At 58.8% G+C, this 21,162-nt stretch carries 20 protein-coding genes; 4 read left to right on the top strand and 16 right to left on the bottom strand.

From position 1 onward, the window contains the following. Positions 1-97 precede the first annotated feature (97 nt). From GAO09_RS10150 to GAO09_RS10120, 7 genes are all read right to left on the bottom strand, one after another. The gene (locus tag GAO09_RS10150; protein WP_153353885.1) at positions 98-1,519 is read right to left on the bottom strand and encodes an FAD-binding oxidoreductase; all 1,422 of its coding nucleotides are present in this window, start codon (positions 1,517-1,519) and stop codon (positions 98-100) included. A 95-nt stretch (positions 1,520-1,614) separates the two neighbouring features. Next, a complete protein-coding gene (locus GAO09_RS10145; RefSeq protein WP_209018679.1) occupies positions 1,615-2,511 on the bottom strand; it encodes a dihydrodipicolinate synthase family protein in 897 nt (298 codons plus the stop codon). A 70-nt stretch (positions 2,512-2,581) separates the two neighbouring features. Then, positions 2,582-3,676 (bottom strand): ABC transporter ATP-binding protein, encoded by a 1,095-nt coding sequence (locus GAO09_RS10140; RefSeq protein ID WP_153353883.1) that lies wholly within the window; start codon positions 3,674-3,676, stop codon positions 2,582-2,584. Positions 3,677-3,748: 72 nt separating this feature from the next. Further along, positions 3,749-4,561 carry an ABC transporter permease gene (locus GAO09_RS10135; protein WP_153353882.1) on the bottom strand — a complete coding sequence of 271 codons (813 nt, stop codon included), beginning with the start codon at positions 4,559-4,561 and terminating at the stop codon, positions 3,749-3,751. Beyond that, entirely contained in the window at positions 4,561-5,388 is an 828-nt protein-coding gene (locus GAO09_RS10130; protein ID WP_209018678.1) for an ABC transporter permease, read from the bottom strand. The genes GAO09_RS10135 and GAO09_RS10130 overlap by 1 nt, the downstream gene beginning before the upstream one ends. A gap of 48 nt (positions 5,389-5,436) precedes the next feature. After that, complete coding sequence (locus tag GAO09_RS10125; RefSeq protein ID WP_209018677.1) at positions 5,437-6,507, bottom strand: ABC transporter substrate-binding protein; 1,071 nt, start codon at positions 6,505-6,507, stop codon at positions 5,437-5,439. A gap of 419 nt (positions 6,508-6,926) precedes the next feature. After that, positions 6,927-7,847, bottom strand: coding sequence for a LysR family transcriptional regulator (locus GAO09_RS10120; protein WP_153353880.1), 921 nt, complete (start codon positions 7,845-7,847; stop codon positions 6,927-6,929). Between the two features lie 111 nt (positions 7,848-7,958). Here GAO09_RS10120 and GAO09_RS10115 point away from each other — a divergent pair, with 111 nt between their 5' ends. Then, positions 7,959-9,173, top strand: coding sequence for a pyridoxal phosphate-dependent aminotransferase (locus GAO09_RS10115; RefSeq protein ID WP_153353879.1), 1,215 nt, complete (start codon positions 7,959-7,961; stop codon positions 9,171-9,173). Continuing rightward, a complete protein-coding gene (locus GAO09_RS10110; protein WP_153353878.1) occupies positions 9,170-9,604 on the top strand; it encodes a RidA family protein in 435 nt (144 codons plus the stop codon). The genes GAO09_RS10115 and GAO09_RS10110 overlap by 4 nt, the downstream gene beginning before the upstream one ends. Positions 9,605-9,675: 71 nt before the next feature. Here the strand turns inward: GAO09_RS10110 and purU are convergent, their stop codons facing one another. The 6 genes from purU to GAO09_RS10080 form a co-directional block, all read right to left on the bottom strand. Further along, on the bottom strand, positions 9,676-10,560 hold the full coding sequence (gene purU / locus GAO09_RS10105) for a formyltetrahydrofolate deformylase (protein WP_153353877.1): 885 nt from the start codon (positions 10,558-10,560) through the stop codon (positions 9,676-9,678). Positions 10,561-10,617: 57 nt separating this feature from the next. Beyond that, positions 10,618-11,508 carry a bifunctional methylenetetrahydrofolate dehydrogenase/methenyltetrahydrofolate cyclohydrolase FolD gene (folD, locus tag GAO09_RS10100; protein ID WP_153353876.1) on the bottom strand — a complete coding sequence of 297 codons (891 nt, stop codon included), beginning with the start codon at positions 11,506-11,508 and terminating at the stop codon, positions 10,618-10,620. Positions 11,509-11,606: 98 nt separating this feature from the next. Further along, positions 11,607-12,278 (bottom strand): hypothetical protein, encoded by a 672-nt coding sequence (locus GAO09_RS10095; RefSeq protein ID WP_153353875.1) that lies wholly within the window; start codon positions 12,276-12,278, stop codon positions 11,607-11,609. 1 nt (position 12,279) lies between these two features. Further along, on the bottom strand, positions 12,280-15,174 hold the full coding sequence (locus GAO09_RS10090; RefSeq protein ID WP_153353874.1) for a glycine cleavage T C-terminal barrel domain-containing protein: 2,895 nt from the start codon (positions 15,172-15,174) through the stop codon (positions 12,280-12,282). Between the two features lies 1 nt (position 15,175). Next, on the bottom strand, positions 15,176-15,427 hold the full coding sequence (locus GAO09_RS10085; RefSeq protein WP_153353873.1) for a sarcosine oxidase subunit delta: 252 nt from the start codon (positions 15,425-15,427) through the stop codon (positions 15,176-15,178). A 10-nt stretch (positions 15,428-15,437) separates the two neighbouring features. After that, a complete protein-coding gene (locus tag GAO09_RS10080) occupies positions 15,438-16,679 on the bottom strand; it encodes an FAD-dependent oxidoreductase (protein WP_153353872.1) in 1,242 nt (413 codons plus the stop codon). A 129-nt stretch (positions 16,680-16,808) separates the two neighbouring features. Here GAO09_RS10080 and GAO09_RS10075 point away from each other — a divergent pair, with 129 nt between their 5' ends. Then, positions 16,809-17,702: a LysR substrate-binding domain-containing protein gene (locus GAO09_RS10075; protein ID WP_153353871.1), complete on the top strand. Its 894-nt coding sequence runs from the start codon at positions 16,809-16,811 to the stop codon at positions 17,700-17,702. On the opposite strand, the gene GAO09_RS10070 is transcribed toward GAO09_RS10075, so the two are convergent. Both GAO09_RS10070 and GAO09_RS10065 read right to left on the bottom strand, forming a co-directional pair. After that, on the bottom strand, positions 17,670-18,386 hold the full coding sequence (locus tag GAO09_RS10070; protein WP_153353870.1) for a GntR family transcriptional regulator: 717 nt from the start codon (positions 18,384-18,386) through the stop codon (positions 17,670-17,672). The two genes, GAO09_RS10075 and GAO09_RS10070, sit on opposite strands and share 33 nt — an antisense overlap. 128 nt (positions 18,387-18,514) lie before the next feature. After that, a complete protein-coding gene (locus GAO09_RS10065) occupies positions 18,515-19,273 on the bottom strand; it encodes an SDR family NAD(P)-dependent oxidoreductase (protein WP_209018676.1) in 759 nt (252 codons plus the stop codon). 120 nt (positions 19,274-19,393) lie between these two features. Between GAO09_RS10065 and GAO09_RS10060 the strand changes: the two genes are divergently transcribed. Next, positions 19,394-20,410, top strand: a complete 1,017-nt coding sequence (locus GAO09_RS10060) for a GlxA family transcriptional regulator (RefSeq protein ID WP_153353868.1) — start codon at positions 19,394-19,396, stop codon at positions 20,408-20,410. Positions 20,411-20,417: 7 nt separating this feature from the next. Here GAO09_RS10060 and GAO09_RS10055 read toward each other — a convergent pair whose 3' ends face one another. Beyond that, a complete protein-coding gene (locus GAO09_RS10055) occupies positions 20,418-21,161 on the bottom strand; it encodes an amino acid ABC transporter ATP-binding protein (RefSeq protein WP_153353867.1) in 744 nt (247 codons plus the stop codon). Position 21,162: the final 1 nt, after the last annotated feature.

Genomic DNA, 21,162 nt, shown 5'->3' with positions numbered 1-21,162 from the left:
GCGAAGAGGTAAAAAGACAGGTATATGATCGGTCAGATGGCCCCAGCGAGATGAACCGCTGGGTACATCAGGCGCCTGTTTCTAGACAGGCTGCGTATCAGCCCGGCAGTACCCGGCCCGGGTTCATGATGTTATGTGGATCAAACAGTGCCTTGATCCCCTTCATCATTTCCAGTTCGATATCGGATTTGTAGGTTTTCATCTCGGCCACATGCAGGGCACCGATCCCATGTTCGGCGCTGAATGTGCCGTTCATGTCCGCTGCGATGTCGTAGACCGCCTTGTAGACGTTCTTTCGTATCTGCGGCTGGTCGGAAATGGCATCCCAGCGGGATTGCTCGAAGATCACGTTGTAATGGAGATTGCCGTCCCCGACATGGCCGACAATGGCGATGTCAGCTTGCGGAAAGGCCTCATCGACCTTGGTTTTCGCGGCCTGGATGAAGCGCGGTATATCACCGATCGGCACGGCAACGTCATGCGACATGCCCATGCCGTATTTCTTGTGGGATTCGGTGACAGAATGCCGGAGCTTCCAGATGGCCGCCCGCTGCGCCTCGTTGGCGGAAACCAGCACGTCGGTGATCTGTCCGCCTTCCATCGCGTCGCCGAGAACCTCCTGAAGACGATCGGCGATGTCACCCTGACCGTCCGACACCAAGTCGACCAGCAGGAACCAGCCGACATTCTGGTCGTAGGGAATGTTCAGGTCCGGCATCATCGTCTTGACGATGCGAACTTCGCTGCCGGAAATCAGCTCCATGGCGATGATCGACGTATCGAAAGCCCGCCGCAACGGCTCGGTGAAAGCAGTCAGATGGGCAATATCCTCGAACGAGATCAATGCCGATGTCAGGTGACCGAGGCTCGGGAAAATTTTCAACGCTACCTTGGTGATGATGCCGAGCGAACCTTCTGCGCCGACAAAGAGGTGTTTCAGGTCGTAACCGGTATTGTTCTTGCGCAGCGTGCGCATGCCGTCCCAGATCCGGCCATCGGGAAGCACGACTTCCATGCCGAGGACCAGATCACGGGTATTGCCGTAACGCAGCACGCTCGTACCGCCCGCATTCGTAGACACGTTGCCACCGATCTGGCAACTGCCTTCGGCACCGAGGCTGAGCGGGAAGAATTTGTCGACGCCGGCTGCCGCGTTCTGGATGTCGGCCAAAATACAGCCGGCTTCTGCGGTAATGGAAGCATCGAGAGGATCGATCGACAGGATGCGGTTCATGCGCGACAGCGACAGCACGATCGAGCGGCCGGACCCATCCGGCACGGCACCAAGGCAGGTGCTGGTATTCCCGCCCTGCGGAAAGACCGCAATCCGGTGCTCAAAGCAGATGGAGAGGATTTCGGAGACTTCCTGCGTGCTGGCGGGCAGAGCAACGCATAGGGTCTTGCCGCGTGCGCGTCCCCAGAAGTCTTCGAGGAAACCTTCGGCATCCGCGCCGGTCCTGACGTTTTTTGCCCCGATCCGCGCCTCGATCTCGGCAACGATCTGCTTGTCGATATCCATGTTTCACTTCCATTCGGCAGATGTGCCGTACACGCATATGGTCGAAATAATTCCGGGCTGAGCGAGTTGGCGGCGGTTGATCGTCACCTTAGCCCTTACATCGAGGCTTCGAGCGCCTGTATGTCCGGCAGCATCTTGACGAGTTGGGCCTCAGTCTCGGAACTCGCGCTCAAAAGCGGCAGGATCGCTTCGCCACACGGCTTTCCGAGAATGCGCAGAGCGGCCTTGAGCGGGATCGGATTGTGCTCGCTAAACAGCAGTTTCAGGAATGGCCTGATCCTGGCATGCAGGGCCAGCGCCTCGGCAGTCCTGTTGGCCTGTCCGAGTTGGGTGATCCTGTTCCAGACCTTCGGGATGATGCAGGACGATGCGAACAAGCCGCCCTTGGCGCCGGCTGCCAGATGCAGCGGATAGACATCCTCGTCGCCGGACAGGATGGCGATCCTGTCACCGGCTGCCTCAAGCACGCGCATCTGCAGGCCGGCATCGGCATTACATGCCTTCATCGCCACGATACGGGTCGTCTCGCCCAGAGCCTGAACCGTTTCGGCCGTCAAAGAAACACCGGTTCGGTAGGGGAATTCGTAGAGCACAAGATCGGTATCGAGCGTGTCGGAGATCGCCTTGAAATAATCGATGATCCCCTGCTGCGTCGGACGCACATAAAAGGGCGTGGTGACCAGAAGGCCGTCGGCACCGGCATCGAGGATGCGCTTGCCGCTATCGAACACTTCACCCAGTCCCGGAGCGATCAGGCCGGCGATCGTCGGAATGGCGCCATCGACGGCTTCCACGGTCGCGCGAACCATGTCGACCTTCTGCTGTTCGCTCAGCGAGATATATTCACCTGTGCCGCCGATCGGCGCCAGGCCCGTCGCGCCATTGGTGACAAGATAGCGGGCCAGTTCCTTGACGGAAGCGACGTCGACGTTTCCGTCCTTGATGGGGGTCGGCGTCGCCGTGACGATGCCGGAAAGATTGCGGATATCCATATCAAGTCTCCAAATGTCCGGCTCCCATCCAAGGAGCCTTATGCGTATCGGTGTTGAGCCGTGGTGCCGGTCAGGCTTCTTCCCGCAGGACGACGAGATCCTCGGCATCCCAGCGCAGTTCGATGGCGTCACCGACCTTGTAGCGGCTCTGCAGCGGCAAGGAGGTGAGCTTGAGTTTGATAAGCGTGCCGTCAGTGAGTTCGACGGCAAGAGAGGTCATGCTGCCGATGAAGGAAACATTGGCCACACGCCCGGACGCCGATTGCGTGCTGGCCGATACCGGCGCATCACCGGCCACCACGGCCTTGACCCGTTCCGGCCGGAGCATGACCTGACAGGACTGTCCGACAGCAATCCCGGCATTTGCGGGAAGCGCGAGCCCATCACCACTGGACAGTTTCAGACGTCCATCCGCCTCAAACTTGCCGGAGAACAGGTTGGACTCGCCGATGAACTGGGCCGCGAACTTGTTGACCGGGCGGAAATAGAGATCATCCGGCGTGCCGAGCTGTACGATGCTGCCATTGTTCATCAGGCAGATGCGATCGGACATGTTCAGGGCTTCTTCCTGGTCATGCGTGACGTAGATGAAGGTGGTGCCGATCTCGCGGTGCAGGGTCTTGATCTCGTCCTGCATCTGCTCGCGCAGGTTCTTGTCGAGTGCGCCAAGCGGCTCGTCCATCATGATGATCGACGGCGAATAGACGATGCAGCGGGCAATACCGACGCGCTGCTGCTGGCCGCCGGAGAGTTGTTTCGGCTTGCGATGTTCAAAACCGGCAAGGCCGACGCGTTTCAGGGCATCCGTGACCTTTTCTCTGATGTCCGCCTTGGAGACTCCACGCACCTTGAGAGGATAGGCGACGTTTTCAAACGCCGTCATATGTGGCATCAGGGCGTAGTTCTGGAACACCATGCCGATACCGCGTTTGCGCGGCGGTGCGTTGGTGATATCCGTACCATTGAGCATGATCCTGCCGGAACTGGCCGCAAACGCGCCGGAAATCATGTTGAGAAGCGTGCTCTTGCCGGAGCCGGAGGGCCCGAGCAGTGTCAAAAATTCGCCTTTTCGCACGTTCAGGTCGGTGGGGCGAAGCGCAAGGAAATTCCCGAATTCCTTCGACACTCCCTGCAATTCAATCATGTTCGGTTCGGTAACAGTCATAAAATCTTCCTTGGCGCATGAAGAACACAGGCTCTGGCGCGGATCTGTTTTTGCAGGCGATCAGTCACCTCATCAGGCCGGCGTGTCGGTCTTTTTCTGAAGCATGACGTTGACCAGGCAGACGACAAGCGAGATCGCCGTGAGAATTGTCGATACGGCGGCGATCACCGGCGAGATTTCCCACTGGATCGCGCTGAACATCTTGACCGACAGCGTTGTGGTGGTGGGGCCGGCGAGGAACCAGGAAATCACGACCTCGTCGAAAGAGATGAGGAAGGCAAAGAGCGCCCCTGCCCCGATCGACGGATAAAGCTGCGGCAGGACAACCGTCATCATCATCCGGAAACGCCCCGCCCCCATCAGCATTGCGCCGAATTCCAGGTTCGGATCGAGCTTCTGGATCCCGGCGCTGATGATCACCAGCGCATAGGGAAGAACGAACATCGTATGTGCGATGACCAGGCCGGTCGTGGTGCCGGTCAATCTCAGATAGGAAAAATAGAGATAGACGCCGAGCGCAAAAACCACCGAGGGAATGACCAGCGGGCTCATGATCAGGGCCATCAGCAGTTTCTTGCCGATGAAGCTGAAACGCACGATGGCATAGGCCGCCGGCACGGCAATCACCGTCGAGATGAAGGTCGTCATCAATGCGACCCGCAAGCTGAGGAACAGCGGCTGCATCCAGGAATCGCTCGAGAAGAAGATGCGATAGAGATCAAGTGAATATTGCCGGGGCGGAAAGCTCAGTTCGTATTGCGAGCCGAACGAGACGGGAATGACGATGACGCTGGGGGCCAGCAGGAATATGTAGACGCCGATGGCCAGCACCGTGCCGATCCAGCGATAGGCGACCTTGCGGCCATCCCTGATATGAGCGGTCATCAGCGTGCCCCCTGTTGTTTGCCGCGCAGGAGCATTGCCGGCACTGCGAATATGGCAACGAGAGCGAACAGAATTACGCCCACCGCCGACGCGACATTCCAATCGAGAACCTCGCGGGTGTAGAAGTCGACCAGATTGGCCAGCATGATGTCCTGCTTGCCGCCCATCAGGGCCGGCACGATGAAGAAACCGAGCGACATCACCGCGGCGCTGAGCGCACCGGCAAGCACACCGGGAGCACTGAGAGGCAGCGTCACCGTCAGGAAGATGCGGGCGGGTTTTGCCCCCATGATCTCGGCGGCGCGGTAAAGCGCGGGATCAATCGCCAGCAGACTGGCGAGAACCGGAAAGACCACGAGCGGCGTCAGATAATTGGTCATGCCGACCATGACGCCGACACGGTTGAAGATCAGCGGAAGGACGACTTCCGCGCCCAAGGCCCAGGAGAGGAAGCTATTGATGATGCCTTCGCGGCCCAGAATGATCGTGAAGGCATAACTTTTCACGAGAATGCTGGTCCAGAACGGCAGGAGAACCAGAACCATCAACGCGGCACGGCGCCGCGCCGACTGCCGCGCCAGATGAAGGGCCACGACATAACCCAGCACGACGCTGAGGAGGCTGGCGAGGAGTGACACCTCAACCGTCGTCCTCATCGCGCGCAGGAACAGGTTGCTTTCAAGAATGCTGGTGAAAGCTTCCGTGGACGTCCCACCGGCCGTGCTGTTGTAGAAGATGAAGATGACGGGAACCAGGGCTACCAGCAGCGAAAGGATCGCTGCCGGCGCAATGAAGGGTCCGGCACCTTTGGAGGCGATAACGGTCACTGAAATGTCCTCTAGGCTTAAACCAGCGATTTGAAATCGGGACTGGGATTAACCGAGAAGCCATTCCTTGAAGCGACGCTCCGTTGCTTCGAGCTTGGTCGCCCACCATTCATCGTTGATGTAGGCGTTGTTGGTGGCGTCCAGCTTGGGCAGCCACTCGAGCGATTCCGGCTTGAGCAGCGAATAGGCCTTGCGGCTGATCGGTGCGCCGCCCTTCGCCTCCATGCACGATGCCTGGTATTCCGGCTTCATCGCGAAGGAAAGGAACTTGAAGGCATTTTCCTTGTTCGGCGCGCCCTTTAGGACGGCCAGATACTCCACGCCGTTGAGGTTCTGGTCGAAAGAGAAACCGAGCTTGACGCCTTGGTCGCGGTTGCTGGCCTGGATGCGGTTGGCATAGGTGAAGCTGAAATCCGCTTCCTTGGTCTGCAGAAGCGTAACGGTCTGCGGCGTGGCCTCGACCCATTTGGCGACATGCGGCTTGATCTTTTCCAGCACCTTGAAGGCGCGGTCGATATCGAGCGGATAAAGCTCTGCCGGCGCGACGCCATCACCGAGGAGCGCGATCTCCAGCGTTTCCATAGCACGGGTTCTGAGCGTCCGGCGGCCCGGGAATGCCTCGGCATTGAAATAGTCGGCAAAGGTCTTCGGGTGTTTGCCATCCGGGAAACGGGCCGGATCGAAGGCAATGCCGCCGGCGAAGGTGAAGAAGGGAACGAGGAATTCCTTGGACTTGAGCGTCAGATCTTCTTCATCGAAAAGGCCGGACGGCAATTTTTCCCAATAGCCGTTTGTCGCGCCGCTTGCCCCCATGGAGCCGGGCGCATCGAACACATCCCACTGAACATTACCGGTCATGACCTGCGCCTTGACCTTGGCCATGTCGGGCGTATCGAGAACCGTGACGTTGATGCCGGTCTCTTTCATGAACGGCTTGACGAGACCGTCCTCCATGCCCTGACGGTAATTCCCGCCCCAGGTCACGAGAACGAGTTCCTTCGTTGCTGCGTAACTGGTGCTGACGTAAGGGGCAGCTAACACACCGGCGGTCGCGAGGCCGGCCTTTGCAAGAAAATTACGACGATTGATCATGGGCAGTTTCATGCGACGATGAGTCATTGTGTTCCCCTTTTTCTCTATCGTTGGATGCATTCGCTGTTTGCAGCTATTGTGGCATTCACATGCATGCGCTGATGCGCCTTGAGCCCTTTCATGACGGAGAACGCCTCGCGGAGGCGCGCATCATTGCATCCACGGCACTGCGTTTGCGGTGCCGTCTCTAAGCTTCATGGCCGACCCGGTTCAGTGGTCGGAATTCTCTTTGAATGTCCGCCGCGGCTTCATGTGACGCGGCAATCGTATTTCGGTGCGACCAGTGCCAAAAAGCACCTCCCTTGATCGCCATTCAGAATACTTTACGTATACCGAAACATCTGTCAATGGCCTTCTTTAAGCAATTTCTATTTGGCAATTCGCAGCCACTCATAGTTATACAAAGCCTGAATCAGAGAGATTAAAACAGCGTTTCTCCAATAATTTCAATTATTTGATGAATTTTCCGGATTATCCATCGAGCCGCTGTCAGGCGCCGACATTTGCGAAATTTCGCCACAGGCCTCCACGAATGCACGGATGGCGGCAATCCTCGGGCCTGAATTCGCCCATAGGACGCCCATATTGCGAAGATCGCCATCCGCAATCCGATGTTTCTGCAGTTGCAGCCCTTCCGGCCATGGCGGCGCCCAATCCGGCACGAGCGCAACGCCGAGCCCGCGATCGACCAGAGTCGCGATGGCGTCGAGGGCATCCAGTTCCGCCCATTCGCGTACCGTGATGGAATAGCGCCGCAGATAACGATCGACGATCTGGCCACCCCATTGATTGCGGTCATACCGGATGAACGGCTGCGACGTCAGCGCCTGATGCGGATCATCGACCGGCAGCCCTTTTGGAGCCAGCAACAGAAGAGGCTCCCGGCGAATGGTCGTCCAGCCGAATGCCTTGGGAATGGGGAAATGCGGTTCGATGATCAAAGCCGCGTCGAGCTCCCCCGACAGGACGGCGTGATAGAGATTAACCGATGAGCCCGGCTGCAGAAAATAATCGATCTGCCGGAACCGCTCGCTGAGGCTGGCCGTGATATGCGGGATGAGTCCGGTCATCGCCGTCGCAGTTGCGCCCAGCCGGAGCTGCCCGCTCGGAATGTCTCCGGCCGCAATCGCCTGCAGGTCTCTGGCGCCACGCACCAGCGCCGGCCCATGACGCTGTACGGCAAGTCCCGCAGCGGTCGGCCGGACCGTACGCCCAACCCGAGAGACCAGTTCCTGCCCAAGCTCGGCCTCAAGCGCTCTTATTCGCTGGGCAACCGCGGCCGAAGTCATGTTCAGGCGCCGCGCGGCCTCTGCAACGGATCCGCATTCGGCAACGATGAGGAAGCTTTCGAGGAATTTCGTGTCCATAAGATATATTTTCTATCTTTTGAAGAAACAGGCAAGCATATTTTATTGTTTTAAAACCCGGTTACCGTAGCCTTCAGTTTTGCGGCCTTTGTGCCGATGAAAGGAGTTTTTATGACTATTCAAGCCAAGTTCGAGCGCATGGGCACCGATGCCGCGCCGGGCCAGGAAGTGCGCCAACAGGTTGGCGATATCGAGACCCTGCTGCGCGGCGCAAAGCTTGAGGGACGCCAGGTCGATTTTTCCCATGGCGACGTCGATGCCTTCACCCCGACACCGGGATCGTTCGAGGTATTTACCGCCGGCGTCGAAGCGGGCGGCAAGCAGGCCTATACGGAATATCGCGGTGACATCTCGATCCGTGAGCAGCTTGCACCTGCGATCGCGGAATTTACCGGCGCACCGGTCGATGCCGCCGACGGCATGATCCTGACACCCGGCACGCAGGGCGCCCTGTTCCTAGCCGTCGCGTCGACCGTCGCGCATGGCGACAAGGTCGCCGTGGTGCAGCCGGACTATTTCGCCAATCGCAAGCTGGTGGAATTCTGCGAAGGGCAGATGATGCCCATCCAGATGGATTACCTGAATGTCGAGGGCCAGGCCGGCCTCGATCTGGGGCAGCTGGAGGACGCGTTCAAATCGGGCGCCAAGGTTTTCCTGTTCTCCAACCCTAACAATCCAGCGGGCGTTGTCTATTCCCGCGATGAAATCAAATCGATCGCGACGCTGGCGAGCCATTATGGCGCCACCGTCATCGTCGATCAGCTGTATTCACGCCTGCTCTATTCCGGCGTCGATTATGCGCATCTGCGGGCGGAAGCGATCGATGCGGAAAATGTCATCACCATCATGGGCCCGTCCAAGACCGAATCGCTGAGCGGCTATCGCCTTGGTGTCGCCTTCGGTTCGAAGGCGATCATCACCCGGATGGAAAAGCTGCAGGCAATCGTTTCTCTACGTGCCGGCGGTTACAGCCAGGCCGTTTTCCGTACATGGTTCAATGAGCCTGCAGGATGGATGGATCAACGTGTTCGCGAGCATGAAGCCATCCGTGACGACCTTCTCAAGGCGTTCCGCGCCAGCGAAGGTTTCAAGGTACGCACCACTGAGGCCGGAAGCTACATCTTCCCGCAATTGCCGAAGCTCGCTGTCAGCGGCAAGGATTTCGTACGCATTCTTCGCCTGCAGGCGAGCGTCATCGTCACGCCGGGCACCGAATTCGCCCCCTTCAGCGACAGCAGTGTCCGGTTGAATTTTTCGCAGGATCATGCAGCGGCAGTAGCCGCAGCGGAGCGTCTCGTCGCTCTCGTCGACCGATATCGTGCATGAAAACGGACGGGGCCAGAAATGGCCTGCCGATCCCGCAGGGGCTTTATGTCCCTGCGGTTCGCCGCGGAGACATGATCTTCACGGCCGGGATGACACCCCGTATTGACGGTGTGCTTCAGTTCGACGGAATTATTGCGGCCTCCGCCAATCCGGCAAACCATGCCGACGCAGTTATTCTCGCCTGCAGCAACGCCCTGTCAGCGGCCGAAGCACATTTGCTGGCCGATGAAACAATCGCTGCAATCCTCAGCCTGACGGTCTATATCGCGGCTGAGCCCGGTTTCACGGCGCATTCGAAGCTGGCGGATTACGCCTCTCAATTCCTGAAAGACCGCCTCGGCGACGCCGCGATCGGAACGCGCGCGGCAATCGGCGTTGCGACGCTGCCCGGCAATGCACCGGTCGAAATCCAGCTCATCGCCGCCGTATAAAAAAGACAATAAAAAGCCCTGCCAACCGCCTCATTCGAGACGATGGCAGGACCATTGCTTGCAGGCGGCTATCAGCCCATGCGCTCGGATGCAAAGGAGCCGGGCGATGCCGGAAAAACGATCGTGCGATTGCCGTTGAGGAAGACACGACGGTGAATATGCGCGTGGATTGCGCGCGCCAGAACCTGGCTTTCCACATCGCGCCCAAGCGATACGTAATCGTCAGGGCTCTGCGCATGGGTGACGCGGATCGTGTCCTGTTCGATGATCGGCCCTTCATCGAGATCCGCCGTCACATAATGCGAGGTCGCACCAATCAGCTTCACCCCACGATCATAGGCCTGCTTGTAGGGGTTCGCGCCCTTGAAGCTCGGCAGGAAGGAATGATGGATGTTGATGATACGGCCCGACATTTTCCGGCACATTTCATCCGACAGGACCTGCATGTAACGGGCAAGCACGACCAGATCGGCATCTGTCTCCTCGATGATCGCCATCTGGCGGGCCTCGGCCTCCGCTTTGTTGGCCTTCGTCACCTTGATGTAGTGGAAGGGAATGTCGTGGTTCACGACGACCTTCTGATATTCCATGTGATTGGAGATGACGGCAACGATGTCGATCGGCAGAGCGCCGATCCGCCACCGATAGAGCAGATCGTTGAGGCAATGGCCGAAGCGTGAGACCATGATGACCACCTTCATCTTTTCGGTGTCGTCATGGAAGGCATAGGTCATGCCGAAGGCCTTTGCCCGCTCTCCAAAATTTTCCCGCAAGGCGGCAAGATCCGCGCCGGTTTCCGACTTGAAACCGATGCGCATGAAGAACTTGCCGGTTTCGCCGTCATCGAACTGCGAACTGTCGGTGATGTTACAGCCGCTTTCGGCGAGATAGGTGGTGATCGCCGCAACGATGCCCCGTGTCGAAGGGCAGGTAACGGTCAGGAAAAACTGTGTCATCGGAACTCCTGGAGAATGATCGCGCGCCCACAGCATCCGGCGGCGCGTTGTCTGGGCTCAGGCGGTCAGGCCGGAAGGTTCGGGAAGGCCGAGCGCCCGGCAGCAGGCCATCAACGTATTGGCAAGAAGGCAGGCAATCGTCATCGGCCCGACACCGCCGGGCACCGGGGTAATGGCGGCGGCGACCTCTGCCGCAGTGTCGAAATGTACGTCTCCGACAAGCCTTTTCCTGCCATCCCGCTCGACACGATTGATGCCGACATCGATGACGGTCGCCCCCGACTTGATCCACGCACCGGTGACAATTTCCGGCCGTCCAACGGCCGCGATGACGATATCCGCCGAGCGCACGATATTTTCCAGATCACGACTGCGACTATGGGCAATCGTCACTGTACAATTGTCACGCAGAAGGAGCTGCGCCATCGGTTTTCCGACGATATTGGAGCGGCCGAGCACGACGGCATTCAGGCCATCAAGCTTGCCGTGATGATGGCGAAGCAGCATAAGGCAGCCAAGCGGCGTGCATGGCACCATCGCCTTCTGTCCCGTTGCCAGCAGGCCGACATTGGAAACATGGAACCCGTCGACATCCTTTGCGGGATCGATGGCATTGAGGACTTTGTCGCTGTCGATATGCGCGGGCAATGGAAGCTGGACAAGAATGCCGTGAACATCGGGATCGGCATTCAGCGAGGTGACCAGGTCAAGCAGTTGGGCCTCGGATGTCGTTGCCTCCAGCTTGTGTTCGAAACTTGCCATGCCGCATTCACGCGTCTGCTTGCCCTTGTTGCGGACATAGACTTCGGAAGCCGGATCCTCACCGACCAGAACCACGGCAAGGCCGGGCGTGATGCTGTGATCGGATTGCAGCCTTTCAACATGCGCGGCCACATCACGCCGCACCGCTTCTGCAAAGGCTTTTCCGTCGATTTTTACAGCAACCATCTGCTTTTCATCCTTCACTGGATCGCAGGAAACCGTGCCCGGGTCTGCTGACCCGGGCCGATGAGAAACCCGCATGGCATGTGGAACTGGCGCGGCCTTCAGGCCGCAGCGCGCAGTGCCGAAATCCCGAAACCGGCATCAAGCTTGCGAGCCGTTTCCTCCAGCACGTCCAGCGCAAACTTGGCCGAAGCGATATCAAGGAAGATGTCGTAGGAGACCGCGCCGAAACGATCCAGCCGGGCAACCACGACGTCCATATGAAGCCCCCTTGTCTGCGCGACGTCCTTGAAGGCCAGGTTTTTGGGCCCGAGATCGGCCATCGAGATGCGGCGCATCAGTGCCGGGGCGTCGGGGCCGGAAACAACGAACCATGCCCATCCCTCGTCTCGATAGGCGTCGTAACCTTTCACTGCCATCGTGCTGTCGTGCCATGCCTGCCGCAGGTCACGCAGCCTCTGGCCGCCATCACCCACCGGAGCGGTCAGTAGAACCTCCTGCTGTCCGAGACGCAGCACCATCGTGCCGCATGGCGAGAGTTCCGAGGTGTTGACCGCAGCCGGAACGGCGAGCCCCTGAGCCGCGACCCAGTCGATCGTTCCGGGACCACGAAGGCCGAAACGTTCGCCCGGCGTGCATTCGATAACCACGTTTTCCTTTGCACCGGGAAGATCCTGCCGCAGGGGAAGCCGATGGCCCAGAAGATCGCTACGCGGCGAAAGATCGGCAGGCACAGGATTGGCGGTGGTGTTGGTGTGTTCGCTGGTACTCATGTCACATCTCCTGCCGCTTGCTTTCAGGATCGTAGAACGGAACCTTCACCGTCCTCGCTTGGATATCCCGTCCACCGAAGCTCTTGATATCGATGGTCGAGCCCGGCGCGGTATCGCGCGGATCGACATAGGCAAGCCCCACCCATTTTCCGAGCGTCGGCGAATAACACGCCGAGGTGATGAAACCTGCCGGGCGTCCATCGCGGAAAACCAGATTGGATTCGCCGAGATGCTTGCCCTCGTCGCCAGTGATTTCGAAGCCGCAAAGCTTGCGCTTGGTTTCGAGTTTGGCGCGGGCCTCGACCCCGGTCTTGCCGACATAACGGGCCTTGGTCTTGGAGATCGCCCATTCCATCGACAGTTCTTCCGGCGTCGACAGCGCGTCGGTATCCTGCCCGATGATGATGTGGCCCTTTTCCAGGCGAAGGATACGGGAAGCTTCCAGACCATAGGGACGCAGGCCGTGCGGGGCGCCAACCTCAAGAAGCTTGCGCCACAAGGCTGCGCCATAGGACTGCGGCACATGCAGTTCGTAGCTGAGTTCACCGGTGAAGCCGATACGCATGATGCGCACCGGGCAGCCACCGATCGTCCCGACACGCCCGTTGAGATATGGAAACCCTTCCGGCGAAAGGTCGATATCGCCTTCCAGAGCTTCCAGAACCTTTCGTGCCGCGGGGCCGGTGACGTTGATCGCTGCGAAGGCCGCGGTAATGTTCTGAATATCAACCTGCATGCCCCATTTGGCATTCAGGAACATCATTTCGCTGAAAACCCTGGCGACGGCACCGGTGGTCGCGGTCACATAGAATTCGGTTTCCGAGATGCGGAAGGCGACACCGTCATCAATGACCGACCCCATGTCGTTCAACATCAGGCAATAGCGTACGCGGCCAACAGGCTGCTTGGCATGTGCCATCGTGTAGATGCGATCGAGAAAGGCTGCCGCATCCGGCCCGCGAACGGCCAGCTTGCCGAGTGTCGAGACATCGAGCATGCCGACCTTGTTGCGCACCAGCGCTACTTCATCGGTGATCGCCTTGGCGACATCACCCTTGCCGGCGTAATGGAACGGACGCCACCACGCACCCACCGGCGTCAGTTTCGCACCGCCAGCCACATGTTCATCATGCATGGCCGTGTGGCGGTAAAGGACATGATTGGGACCGGCAAGCAGGCCGAGCTTTTCCGGACCGAATGGCGGGCGTGAGGTGGTGATGCCGACCTGGGCGACACTGCGGGCTGTCGAACCGGCAACGATACGAGCTGTTGCCAGCGCCGAATGCCGGCCCTGTGACGGACCCATGCCGACCGTCGAATACCGCTTGACCAGTTCAAGCTCGCTATAGCCATCGGCAACCGCGTTCTTGATATCCTTGACCTGAAGATCTTCATCGAAGTCGATGAAATCACGGCCTTTCGGATGCGCGGACAGATCCTGCGCATAGTTCATCGTGGCGGCTACGGCATCTTCGACCGCATCAGGGACAATCACGTCATGACCAAGTGCCTTGGCAGCTGCAGCACCGGCGATTTCACCGCTGCGCAAGACGGAATTCAGCGAGAAAACACCCGCGACAGAACCCGCAAGATGAAAATCGTCGCGCAGATTGCTGAGCGTGAACTGGCGGCTCGCATCGTCATAACCAAGCTTTGCCCCGGAATTGAGCGGCAACTGGTAGCCCGGCGTGTATCCTGTCGCCATCACCATGTGATCGCAATCGATCGTCTTTTCGCCGTGTTGCGGAGTGCTGTAGGTGACGGCGCGAATGCGGCGCTTGCCGCTGGTGCCGAGCGCCGTTAGAACGGTCGCATCCCGAACGACGGAAACACCCTTTTGCGCAAGCAACTGAACGAGCGGCTCGCAGGCCGCACCGCCGGTCGGTGACAGCACGGCAGCAACATTGATCCCGGCCTCCAACAGATCCAGCGCGGTCAGGAAACCATCGCGGTTGCCGGCGAACACCACGGCCTGTTTGCCCGGACGGACGCCGTAATGGCGCAGGAGACGCTGCGACGCCGAGGAAAGCATGATGCCGGGCAGATCGTTGTTGCGGAACACCAGCGGCTGCTCGTGCGAGCCGGATGCGACGACCACCTGTTTGGCACGGACGCGGTAGAGGCGGTTGTCCTGAAGCACGGGAATCAAGTTGTCGGCAAACCAGCCGTTGCATGTCGCACCGGTCATGATCTGGATGTTGGGGAGGTCCGCCGCCTGCATGCGAAGCGACTGGAGAGCCGTTTCGGCTTCGCTCGTCTCCACATCGAAGCGCGCATAGGTGAGCGCGCCGCCCGTCTCGGGATTGAGATCGACGACCAGCACGCCGGCACCCGCTTCTGCCGCCTTGATGGCCGCGGACAGCCCCGCCGGCCCCGCACCAACGACCAGCACGTCAACATGCAGGTTTTCGCGAATGTAATGGCCGTGCTCGGCCTTGATGTCGACCTTGCCGAGACCCGCTGACTTGCGGATGATCGGCTCCCAGAATTTCAGCCAGCTTTTCTGTCCCGGACCGAAAAAGGTGCGGTAATAAAAACCGACCGGCATGAAGCGGCCGAACTTGTCGAGGATGGCGTTTCGATCATTTTCGGCCGTGCCGCTGACATTCTGTGCTGTCACAGCAAGGTTGGCGGAAATCGCGCGCAGGTCGGCGCGCACATTCGGCTCATCCGGCAACTGAACCAGCGTGTTTGCATCCTGACCGGCCATGGTCAGCACGCCGCGCGGGCGGTGATACTTGAACGAACGCGAGAGGATCCAGCGGCCGGCGCCCGCCATGGCGGATGCGATGCTGTCGCCGGAGAAACCCTCGACGGTGCGGCCATCGAAACTGAAACTGATCTTGCGGGTGCGATCGATGCGCGAACCCCAGGGAGATGGAAGCCGTTCGGTCATGTCAGGCAGGCTTTCGATTGGGAAGATAGGTGGCGATGATCTGGTCTGTCACCGTGTGGCGTTCTGCGATCAGGATCGTGTTGGACGGCGTGTGCCGCCACCATTCCTTGAGGATACCGAGCGGATTTTCCGCGTAGAAAAGCGACTCGATCAGCTGATCGGGATTTTCGGCATCGGCGCCCCGAACAGGCCCCAGATACTGGAATTCGGTGATGTTGCGAGGCCCGTTTACCGGGCAGGTCAGGATTTTCATGAGGGCCTCGTCAATGGCTGGCGGCTGTCGCGCCCATCTCGTTGAGAAGGGCAAAATTGTCGAAACGGCGCATGTCGAAAGGCTTGAGGATATCCGGCACCCGCCCGGTGGCGATAGTTTCGGCCATTCGCTTGCCGGCCACCGGCGTCGCCTTGAAACCCCAGGTCCCCCAGCCGCAATCGAGCCAGTAATTGGTCAGCGGAGACGCACCCATGATCGGGCTATAATCTGGAGTCATGTCGGTAATGCCGGCCCACTGGCGCAGCAGCTTGACCTTATGCAGGAACGGGAAGAGATGCAGGGCGCCTTCGGCAAGATGCTCCTTCTGGTCGAGCGTCGAGCGGGTCGAGGCAAGCTGGTACGGATCGGAACCGCCACCGATGACGATTTCGCCGCGCGACGACTGCACCAGATAGGTATGCAGATTGGCGGAGGAAACCAGCGTGTTGAGGAACGGCTTCAGCGGTTGCGTGACCATGGCCTGCAGCGGAAAACACCGGATCGCCAGCTTGATGCCAGCCATTTCGGCAACCTGACCATTGAGACCGCCGACTGCCTGCAGCACCTGACCGGCGGAGATCGTGCCGCGGTTGGTGCGAATCTCGGTCACGCGGTCGCCGGACTTTTCGAAGCCGAGAACTTCCGTGCGCTGGTGGATCTCCACGCCCCGTGCCGCCGCGTGCTTGGCATATCCCCAGGCAACCGCGTCATGACGTGCCGTCGCGCCATCGGCATGCCACAGGCCGCCAAGGACTTCGTGCTGTCCGCCGATATCGAGATTGAGATCGGGGCATAGTTCACGCACCGTCTGGACGTTGACGACTTCGATCTTCGTGCCCATGTACTTGCCCATCTCGGCACGAAGATGAAAGCTGCGCAGCGTCGCTTCGGAATGGGCAAGCGTCAGCTGGCCGCGCTGCGAAAACATGATGTTGAAACCGAGATCCTGCGACATGGTTTCGTAAAGCTCGACACCTTCCTTGTAGAAGGCGACCGATTCCGGCGTCATGTAGTTGGAGCGGATGGTCGTTGTGTTGCGGGCCGTGTTTCCGCCGGCGAGGTACCCCTTTTCCAACACGGCGACATTGGTGATGCCGTGGACATTGGAAAGGTAGTAGGCGGCCGCAAGACCATGTCCGCCACCGCCGATGATGACGACGTCGTAGGCGCGCTTCAAATCCGGCGTTTTGGGAATGTCACCATACGGAACATGTCGCGAGCGGAGACCATATTTCAACAGAGAGAAGGGCATTGTTTTCCTGAGCCTTGATGTGGCTTTGACATGTCACACAATGCCCTCTGCCCGCACAGAAACAAGAAATGGTTCTTTACCCAGTGACCCCGTTTTTGTAATGGATGCGAAACCCAAACGGGATCACCCATGCGCAATCTGCCCCATCTGGATTACCTTCAGGCTTTTGAGGCCGCCGCACGACATCTGAGTTTTACCCGTGCAGCGGAGGAGTTGAACTGTACCCAGGCAGCCATCAGCCAGCGGGTTCGCGCGCTCGAGCGCTTTTTTGCACGCCCGCTTTTCCACCGGCGCAGCAACGGACTGGAACTGACGGAGGTCGGCGCGGCCTATCTGCCGGGCGTGGCAGAAGCTCTGGACAGGGCAGAAATGGCTACTCAGGGCCTGTTAGGCACCCGGGCTCACACCAGCCTGACCGTTTCGGCACCATTGAGTTTCGTTGCTCTTTGGCTGGCCCGCAATCTACACGGGTTCTCAGCCGCACACCCCCAGCTTGAGGTTCGCCTCAACAGCACGATCTGGACGGATCCGAACGTGGAGCTTGCAGATTTGAGCATATTGGCGCTCAGCGTCGCGAACCCGCCAACTGGCTCTGTTCGGTTGGGCAGCGAAAGGCTTATGCTTCTGTGCGACCCAAAGACCGCGGAAAACGCCGGTAGGGAACCAACAGCAAGCTGGGCGAACACGGCGCGCCTTATCCACGTCCAAGGCCGCATGCAATTGCTGGATTTGTGGGCGCAGAAGAAAAAAATCATGCTTGCGCCGCTGCAAGCGCCGATAAAGGTCGACAACGCCGCGACAGCTTTGGAAATCTGCGCCAGCGGAGGTGGCATCACGGCTGCGATGTCGTCGTACACCACTGCATATCTGGCATCCGGCCGGCTCGTTGCACCATTCGGTGCAGGCGACATTCTACCGGTCGCCCTGCATGTCGTACCCAATCAGCAACGGCGCCTCACGCGCGCCGCAGCAACCTTTATCGAGTGGCTTTCAGGGCAGGTTCCATTCGCTGGTGAGATCTAGATCATCACCAAGCACCGGTGACCCGGCAAACAGGATGCGCTTTATCCTTTGTTTGGTCAGCCGGTGGTGAAGCGTGGCATATTCATCCGCCCGGTCGGCATCACGCGCAACAATGGCGTCGAAGATAAGGTCATGCTGACGAACAGTTTCTTCCAGATGTGTTCTGATGTCGTTTTCGTCATCCAGCGTATTGCCGGCAAAACAGGCTCTGGCGATGCGGATGGAGCCGATCAGGTTCTGCTCGTAGAAAGCGGCGAAATGCCTGTTGTCCGCCGCATTCGCGATCGCCATGTGGAAAGCAAAATTGGTTTCCGAACGACCGACTCCTTCTCCCGATGCGACTTCTTTCTTGAACAGGCTCATCTGGCTCGAGATATTCGCCAGATGCTCGTCCGTTCTGTTTTGCGCAGCCAGCCGGTGGATGACGCGGCTGGAAACGAGCAGCGCATCGTAGAGTTTCGGAAGATCGTCGAAATCCAGCGGCGCCACCTTGGCAGAGCGTCCCTCGCGCACGACCAGACCATCGGCGATGAGTTGGATGATCGCCTCGCGGACGGGCGTTCGAGATACGGAAAGGGATTCCGCCAGAGCGGCTTCGTCAAGGCTACGACCGGGACGCAATTCCAGTCGCAATATGGCCTCACGCAGCTCCCGCGCCACTTTCCATGCATCTCTTTCGCTCATGTTTCCGCCTTTAAATAAACTGGCAAAGCAATACCTTATCGCAAAAGTGGTAGTACAAAGAATTTTGCAAGGCAAGCAACCGGCCCCACGGCAAGGGATCCGGTCACAGCCACGATCCGGCGGGATCGTCAGCGGATCAAGACACCCGAGGCCATGAACCCGCCGTCGATATTGAGAATGTGCCCGTTGATATAGGCCGCTTCAGGCGTCGCCAGAAACTGAATTGCCGCCGCGACCTCTTCCGGCTTGGCGTAGCGCTTGGCCGGGATTTGCGCATCCCATATCGCACGGTCCTTCGGGCCATGCACCTGCAGGATCATAGGTGTATCGACCGGGGTCGGCGCCACTGCATTGGCGGTCACGCCCTTGTCACCCAGTTCCGCAGCCAAAAGACGCGTCAGCATGTCGACCGCACCCTTGCTGCAGGAATATGCCCCACGGCCCGTGTTGGCGATCTGGCCATTGACCGAGCTGACCGTAATGATGCGCCCTGCCCCTTTCGCCACCATCTGCCTTCCGGCAAACTGGCAGCAGTTAAAGGTACCCGTGAGGTTGACCGACAGAATGCGCTCCCAGTCCCGCGGGTCGAAATCGAGGATCAGTCCAGTCTTGACGATCGCGGCGCTGGTGACCAAAACGTCCGTGCCACCGAGCGCGGCAATCTGGTTGAAAGCGGCCTCGACAGCGTCGCGGTCTGCCACGTCAACGGCCATGCTTGTGACATCACCGACGTCCGACAGCCGCGCCATCGCCTGCTCCAGAACCTCTTGCGAGCGGTCCATTATGATGACCTTTGCCCCGGAGCGTGCGAAGGCATTGGCTGTTGATTCACCGATACCACCGGCACCGCCGGTCACCACGACGATCTTGCCGCTAAAATCATACATGCCATCACATCCCGATCTCATCAATCCTTTCCGTATACAAGTTGGATACCATGAATTTGTCAAGCATCAGTTGATAAGCTATGCCGCGACGTCGACTGATCGGACAACCGGAAATCAGCAATGAGCACACAGCTCTATCACCAAAGCACACTGTTTTCAGAGCACGGCATCCGCAGGATCGGCGTCATTCTGGTCGACGGCTACGCCCTGATATCCCTGGCCGCGACGGTAGAACCGCTTCGTGCGGCCAACATTCTGTCAAAGACCAAGCTGTATGACTTCACCTTCATCGCCGCCGAAGGTGACCGCGCACAGTCCTCAATTGGCATAGCCTTCGATGTCATTGAGATGCGAAGCGCACCCGTCGATTTCGACATGGTTTTCCTGGTGGCTGGCGGCAATCCGATCCTGTACGAAAATGTCGAGCTTGGGCGTTATCTGAAGCGGTTGGCGCGCCAGAACGTCCCTCTGGGTGGAATTTCCGGAGCCCCCGCCATTCTGGCACGATACGGATTGATGCGGCATCGCCGCTTCACGATCCACTGGGAGCATTTCGAGTCGCTCAGGGAAATGTCACAGGACTTCAATCTGGAAAAATCGCTCTATGTCATCGACCGGGATCGATATACGTCCGCCGGCGGCACAGGTACGCTCGACCTGCTGATCAACATCATTTCGAAAAACCATGGCCGTGTTCTGGCCTTGCAGGTCAGCGACTGGTTCATGCATACGGAAACGAGGTTGTCGGAGGCACCGCAAAAGGCGGGGCTTGAGCAGAAATACAACATTCACCATCCCGCAGCGCTGGCGGCGGTTGAACTGATGCATAACAATCTTGCCGACAGGCTCACGCTCGCAGAAATAGCCGATCGGGCACATATCAGCGCACGACAGCTGAACCGCATCTTTGCCGAAACTCTCGGCATGAGCGTCATGGAATTCTATCGCGACATCAGCCTTGATCGTGCCGTCCAGCTGTTGCAACAGACCGTATTGCCGATCTCCGAAGTTGCATTGGCGACAGGTTTTTCAAACGCCAGTCATTTCACGCGAATTTTCCAGTCGCGTTTCGAAACGACACCGAAGGCCATGCGCGTCGCCGCCAGATCGGTGCCGTTCAATAACGAGCGTGCCTGAGTGCTGTCTAAAGAATCTGACTGAGAAACGCTTTTGTACGTGGATCCTTGGGATTGGTGAAAATCTCGCTCGGATGCCCCTCCTCAACGATGAGGCCGCGATCCGTGAAATAGACCTTATCGGCCACTTCTTTGGCAAATCCCATCTCATGGGTGACAAGGATGCAGGTCATCCCATCCGCAGCCAGTTCCTTGATCGTGACCAGCACTTCCTTGACCGTCTCCGGATCGAGTGCGGCGGTCACCTCGTCGAACAGCATGATATCAGGGCGCATGGCAAGCGAGCGAGCGATGGCAACACGTTGCTGCTGACCGCCTGAAAGCTCACCGGGATAGCTGTTCTCCTTGCCTTCGAGGCGAACTTTCTTGAGCAAGGCGCGCGCCCGCTCCTCGACTTCCGCGCGCGGTTCCTTCAGCACCTTTACCGGCGCCATCATGATGTTCTGCAAAGCGGTCTTGTGCGGAAAAAGATTGTATTGCTGGAAAACCATACCGACTTTGCGTCTCAGTATCCGCTTGTCGAGACCGGGGTCATGAACCTCCTGCCCCTCGACGGTGATCGAGCCATGCTGGATATCGTTAAGCGCGTTGATGCATCGGATCAGTGTCGATTTTCCGGAACCGGAAGGGCCGATGATGCAGACCACCTCGCCCTTCATGATGTCCATACTGATCCCTTTGAGCACGTCAAAATCGCCATAGGATTTCTTGACGTCTTTCATGGCCACGATTGGCTGAGTGGGAGACCACATA

The organism is Endobacterium cereale (genome assembly GCF_009617585.1).
GTDB classification, from domain to species: Bacteria; Pseudomonadota; Alphaproteobacteria; order Rhizobiales; family Rhizobiaceae; genus Neorhizobium; species Neorhizobium cereale.
This window is presented reverse-complemented; position numbering and strand designations above follow the sequence as displayed.

Excerpts from the sequence above, each read along its gene's own strand:
- GAO09_RS10150 (WP_153353885.1), bottom strand. The coding sequence starts at position 1,519 with ATGGATATCGACAAGCAGATCGTTGCCGAGATCGAGGCGCGGATCGGG.
- GAO09_RS10145 (WP_209018679.1), bottom strand. The coding sequence starts at position 2,511 with ATGGATATCCGCAATCTTTCCGGCATCGTCACGGCGACGCCGACCCCC.
- GAO09_RS10140 (WP_153353883.1), bottom strand. The coding sequence starts at position 3,676 with ATGACTGTTACCGAACCGAACATGATTGAATTGCAGGGAGTGTCGAAG.
- GAO09_RS10135 (WP_153353882.1), bottom strand. The coding sequence starts at position 4,561 with ATGACCGCTCATATCAGGGATGGCCGCAAGGTCGCCTATCGCTGGATC.
- GAO09_RS10125 (WP_209018677.1), bottom strand. The coding sequence starts at position 6,507 with ATGACTCATCGTCGCATGAAACTGCCCATGATCAATCGTCGTAATTTT.
- GAO09_RS10120 (WP_153353880.1), bottom strand. The coding sequence starts at position 7,847 with ATGGACACGAAATTCCTCGAAAGCTTCCTCATCGTTGCCGAATGCGGA.
- GAO09_RS10115 (WP_153353879.1), top strand. The coding sequence starts at position 7,959 with ATGACTATTCAAGCCAAGTTCGAGCGCATGGGCACCGATGCCGCGCCG.
- GAO09_RS10110 (WP_153353878.1), top strand. The coding sequence starts at position 9,170 with ATGAAAACGGACGGGGCCAGAAATGGCCTGCCGATCCCGCAGGGGCTT.
- purU (WP_153353877.1), bottom strand. The coding sequence starts at position 10,560 with ATGACACAGTTTTTCCTGACCGTTACCTGCCCTTCGACACGGGGCATC.
- folD (WP_153353876.1), bottom strand. The coding sequence starts at position 11,508 with ATGGTTGCTGTAAAAATCGACGGAAAAGCCTTTGCAGAAGCGGTGCGG.
- GAO09_RS10095 (WP_153353875.1), bottom strand. The coding sequence starts at position 12,278 with ATGAGTACCAGCGAACACACCAACACCACCGCCAATCCTGTGCCTGCC.
- GAO09_RS10090 (WP_153353874.1), bottom strand. The coding sequence starts at position 15,174 with ATGACCGAACGGCTTCCATCTCCCTGGGGTTCGCGCATCGATCGCACC.
- GAO09_RS10085 (WP_153353873.1), bottom strand. The coding sequence starts at position 15,427 with ATGAAAATCCTGACCTGCCCGGTAAACGGGCCTCGCAACATCACCGAA.
- GAO09_RS10080 (WP_153353872.1), bottom strand. The coding sequence starts at position 16,679 with ATGCCCTTCTCTCTGTTGAAATATGGTCTCCGCTCGCGACATGTTCCG.
- GAO09_RS10075 (WP_153353871.1), top strand. The coding sequence starts at position 16,809 with ATGCGCAATCTGCCCCATCTGGATTACCTTCAGGCTTTTGAGGCCGCC.
- GAO09_RS10070 (WP_153353870.1), bottom strand. The coding sequence starts at position 18,386 with ATGAGCGAAAGAGATGCATGGAAAGTGGCGCGGGAGCTGCGTGAGGCC.
- GAO09_RS10065 (WP_209018676.1), bottom strand. The coding sequence starts at position 19,273 with ATGTATGATTTTAGCGGCAAGATCGTCGTGGTGACCGGCGGTGCCGGT.
- GAO09_RS10060 (WP_153353868.1), top strand. The coding sequence starts at position 19,394 with ATGAGCACACAGCTCTATCACCAAAGCACACTGTTTTCAGAGCACGGC.
- GAO09_RS10055 (WP_153353867.1), bottom strand. The coding sequence starts at position 21,161 with ATGTGGTCTCCCACTCAGCCAATCGTGGCCATGAAAGACGTCAAGAAA.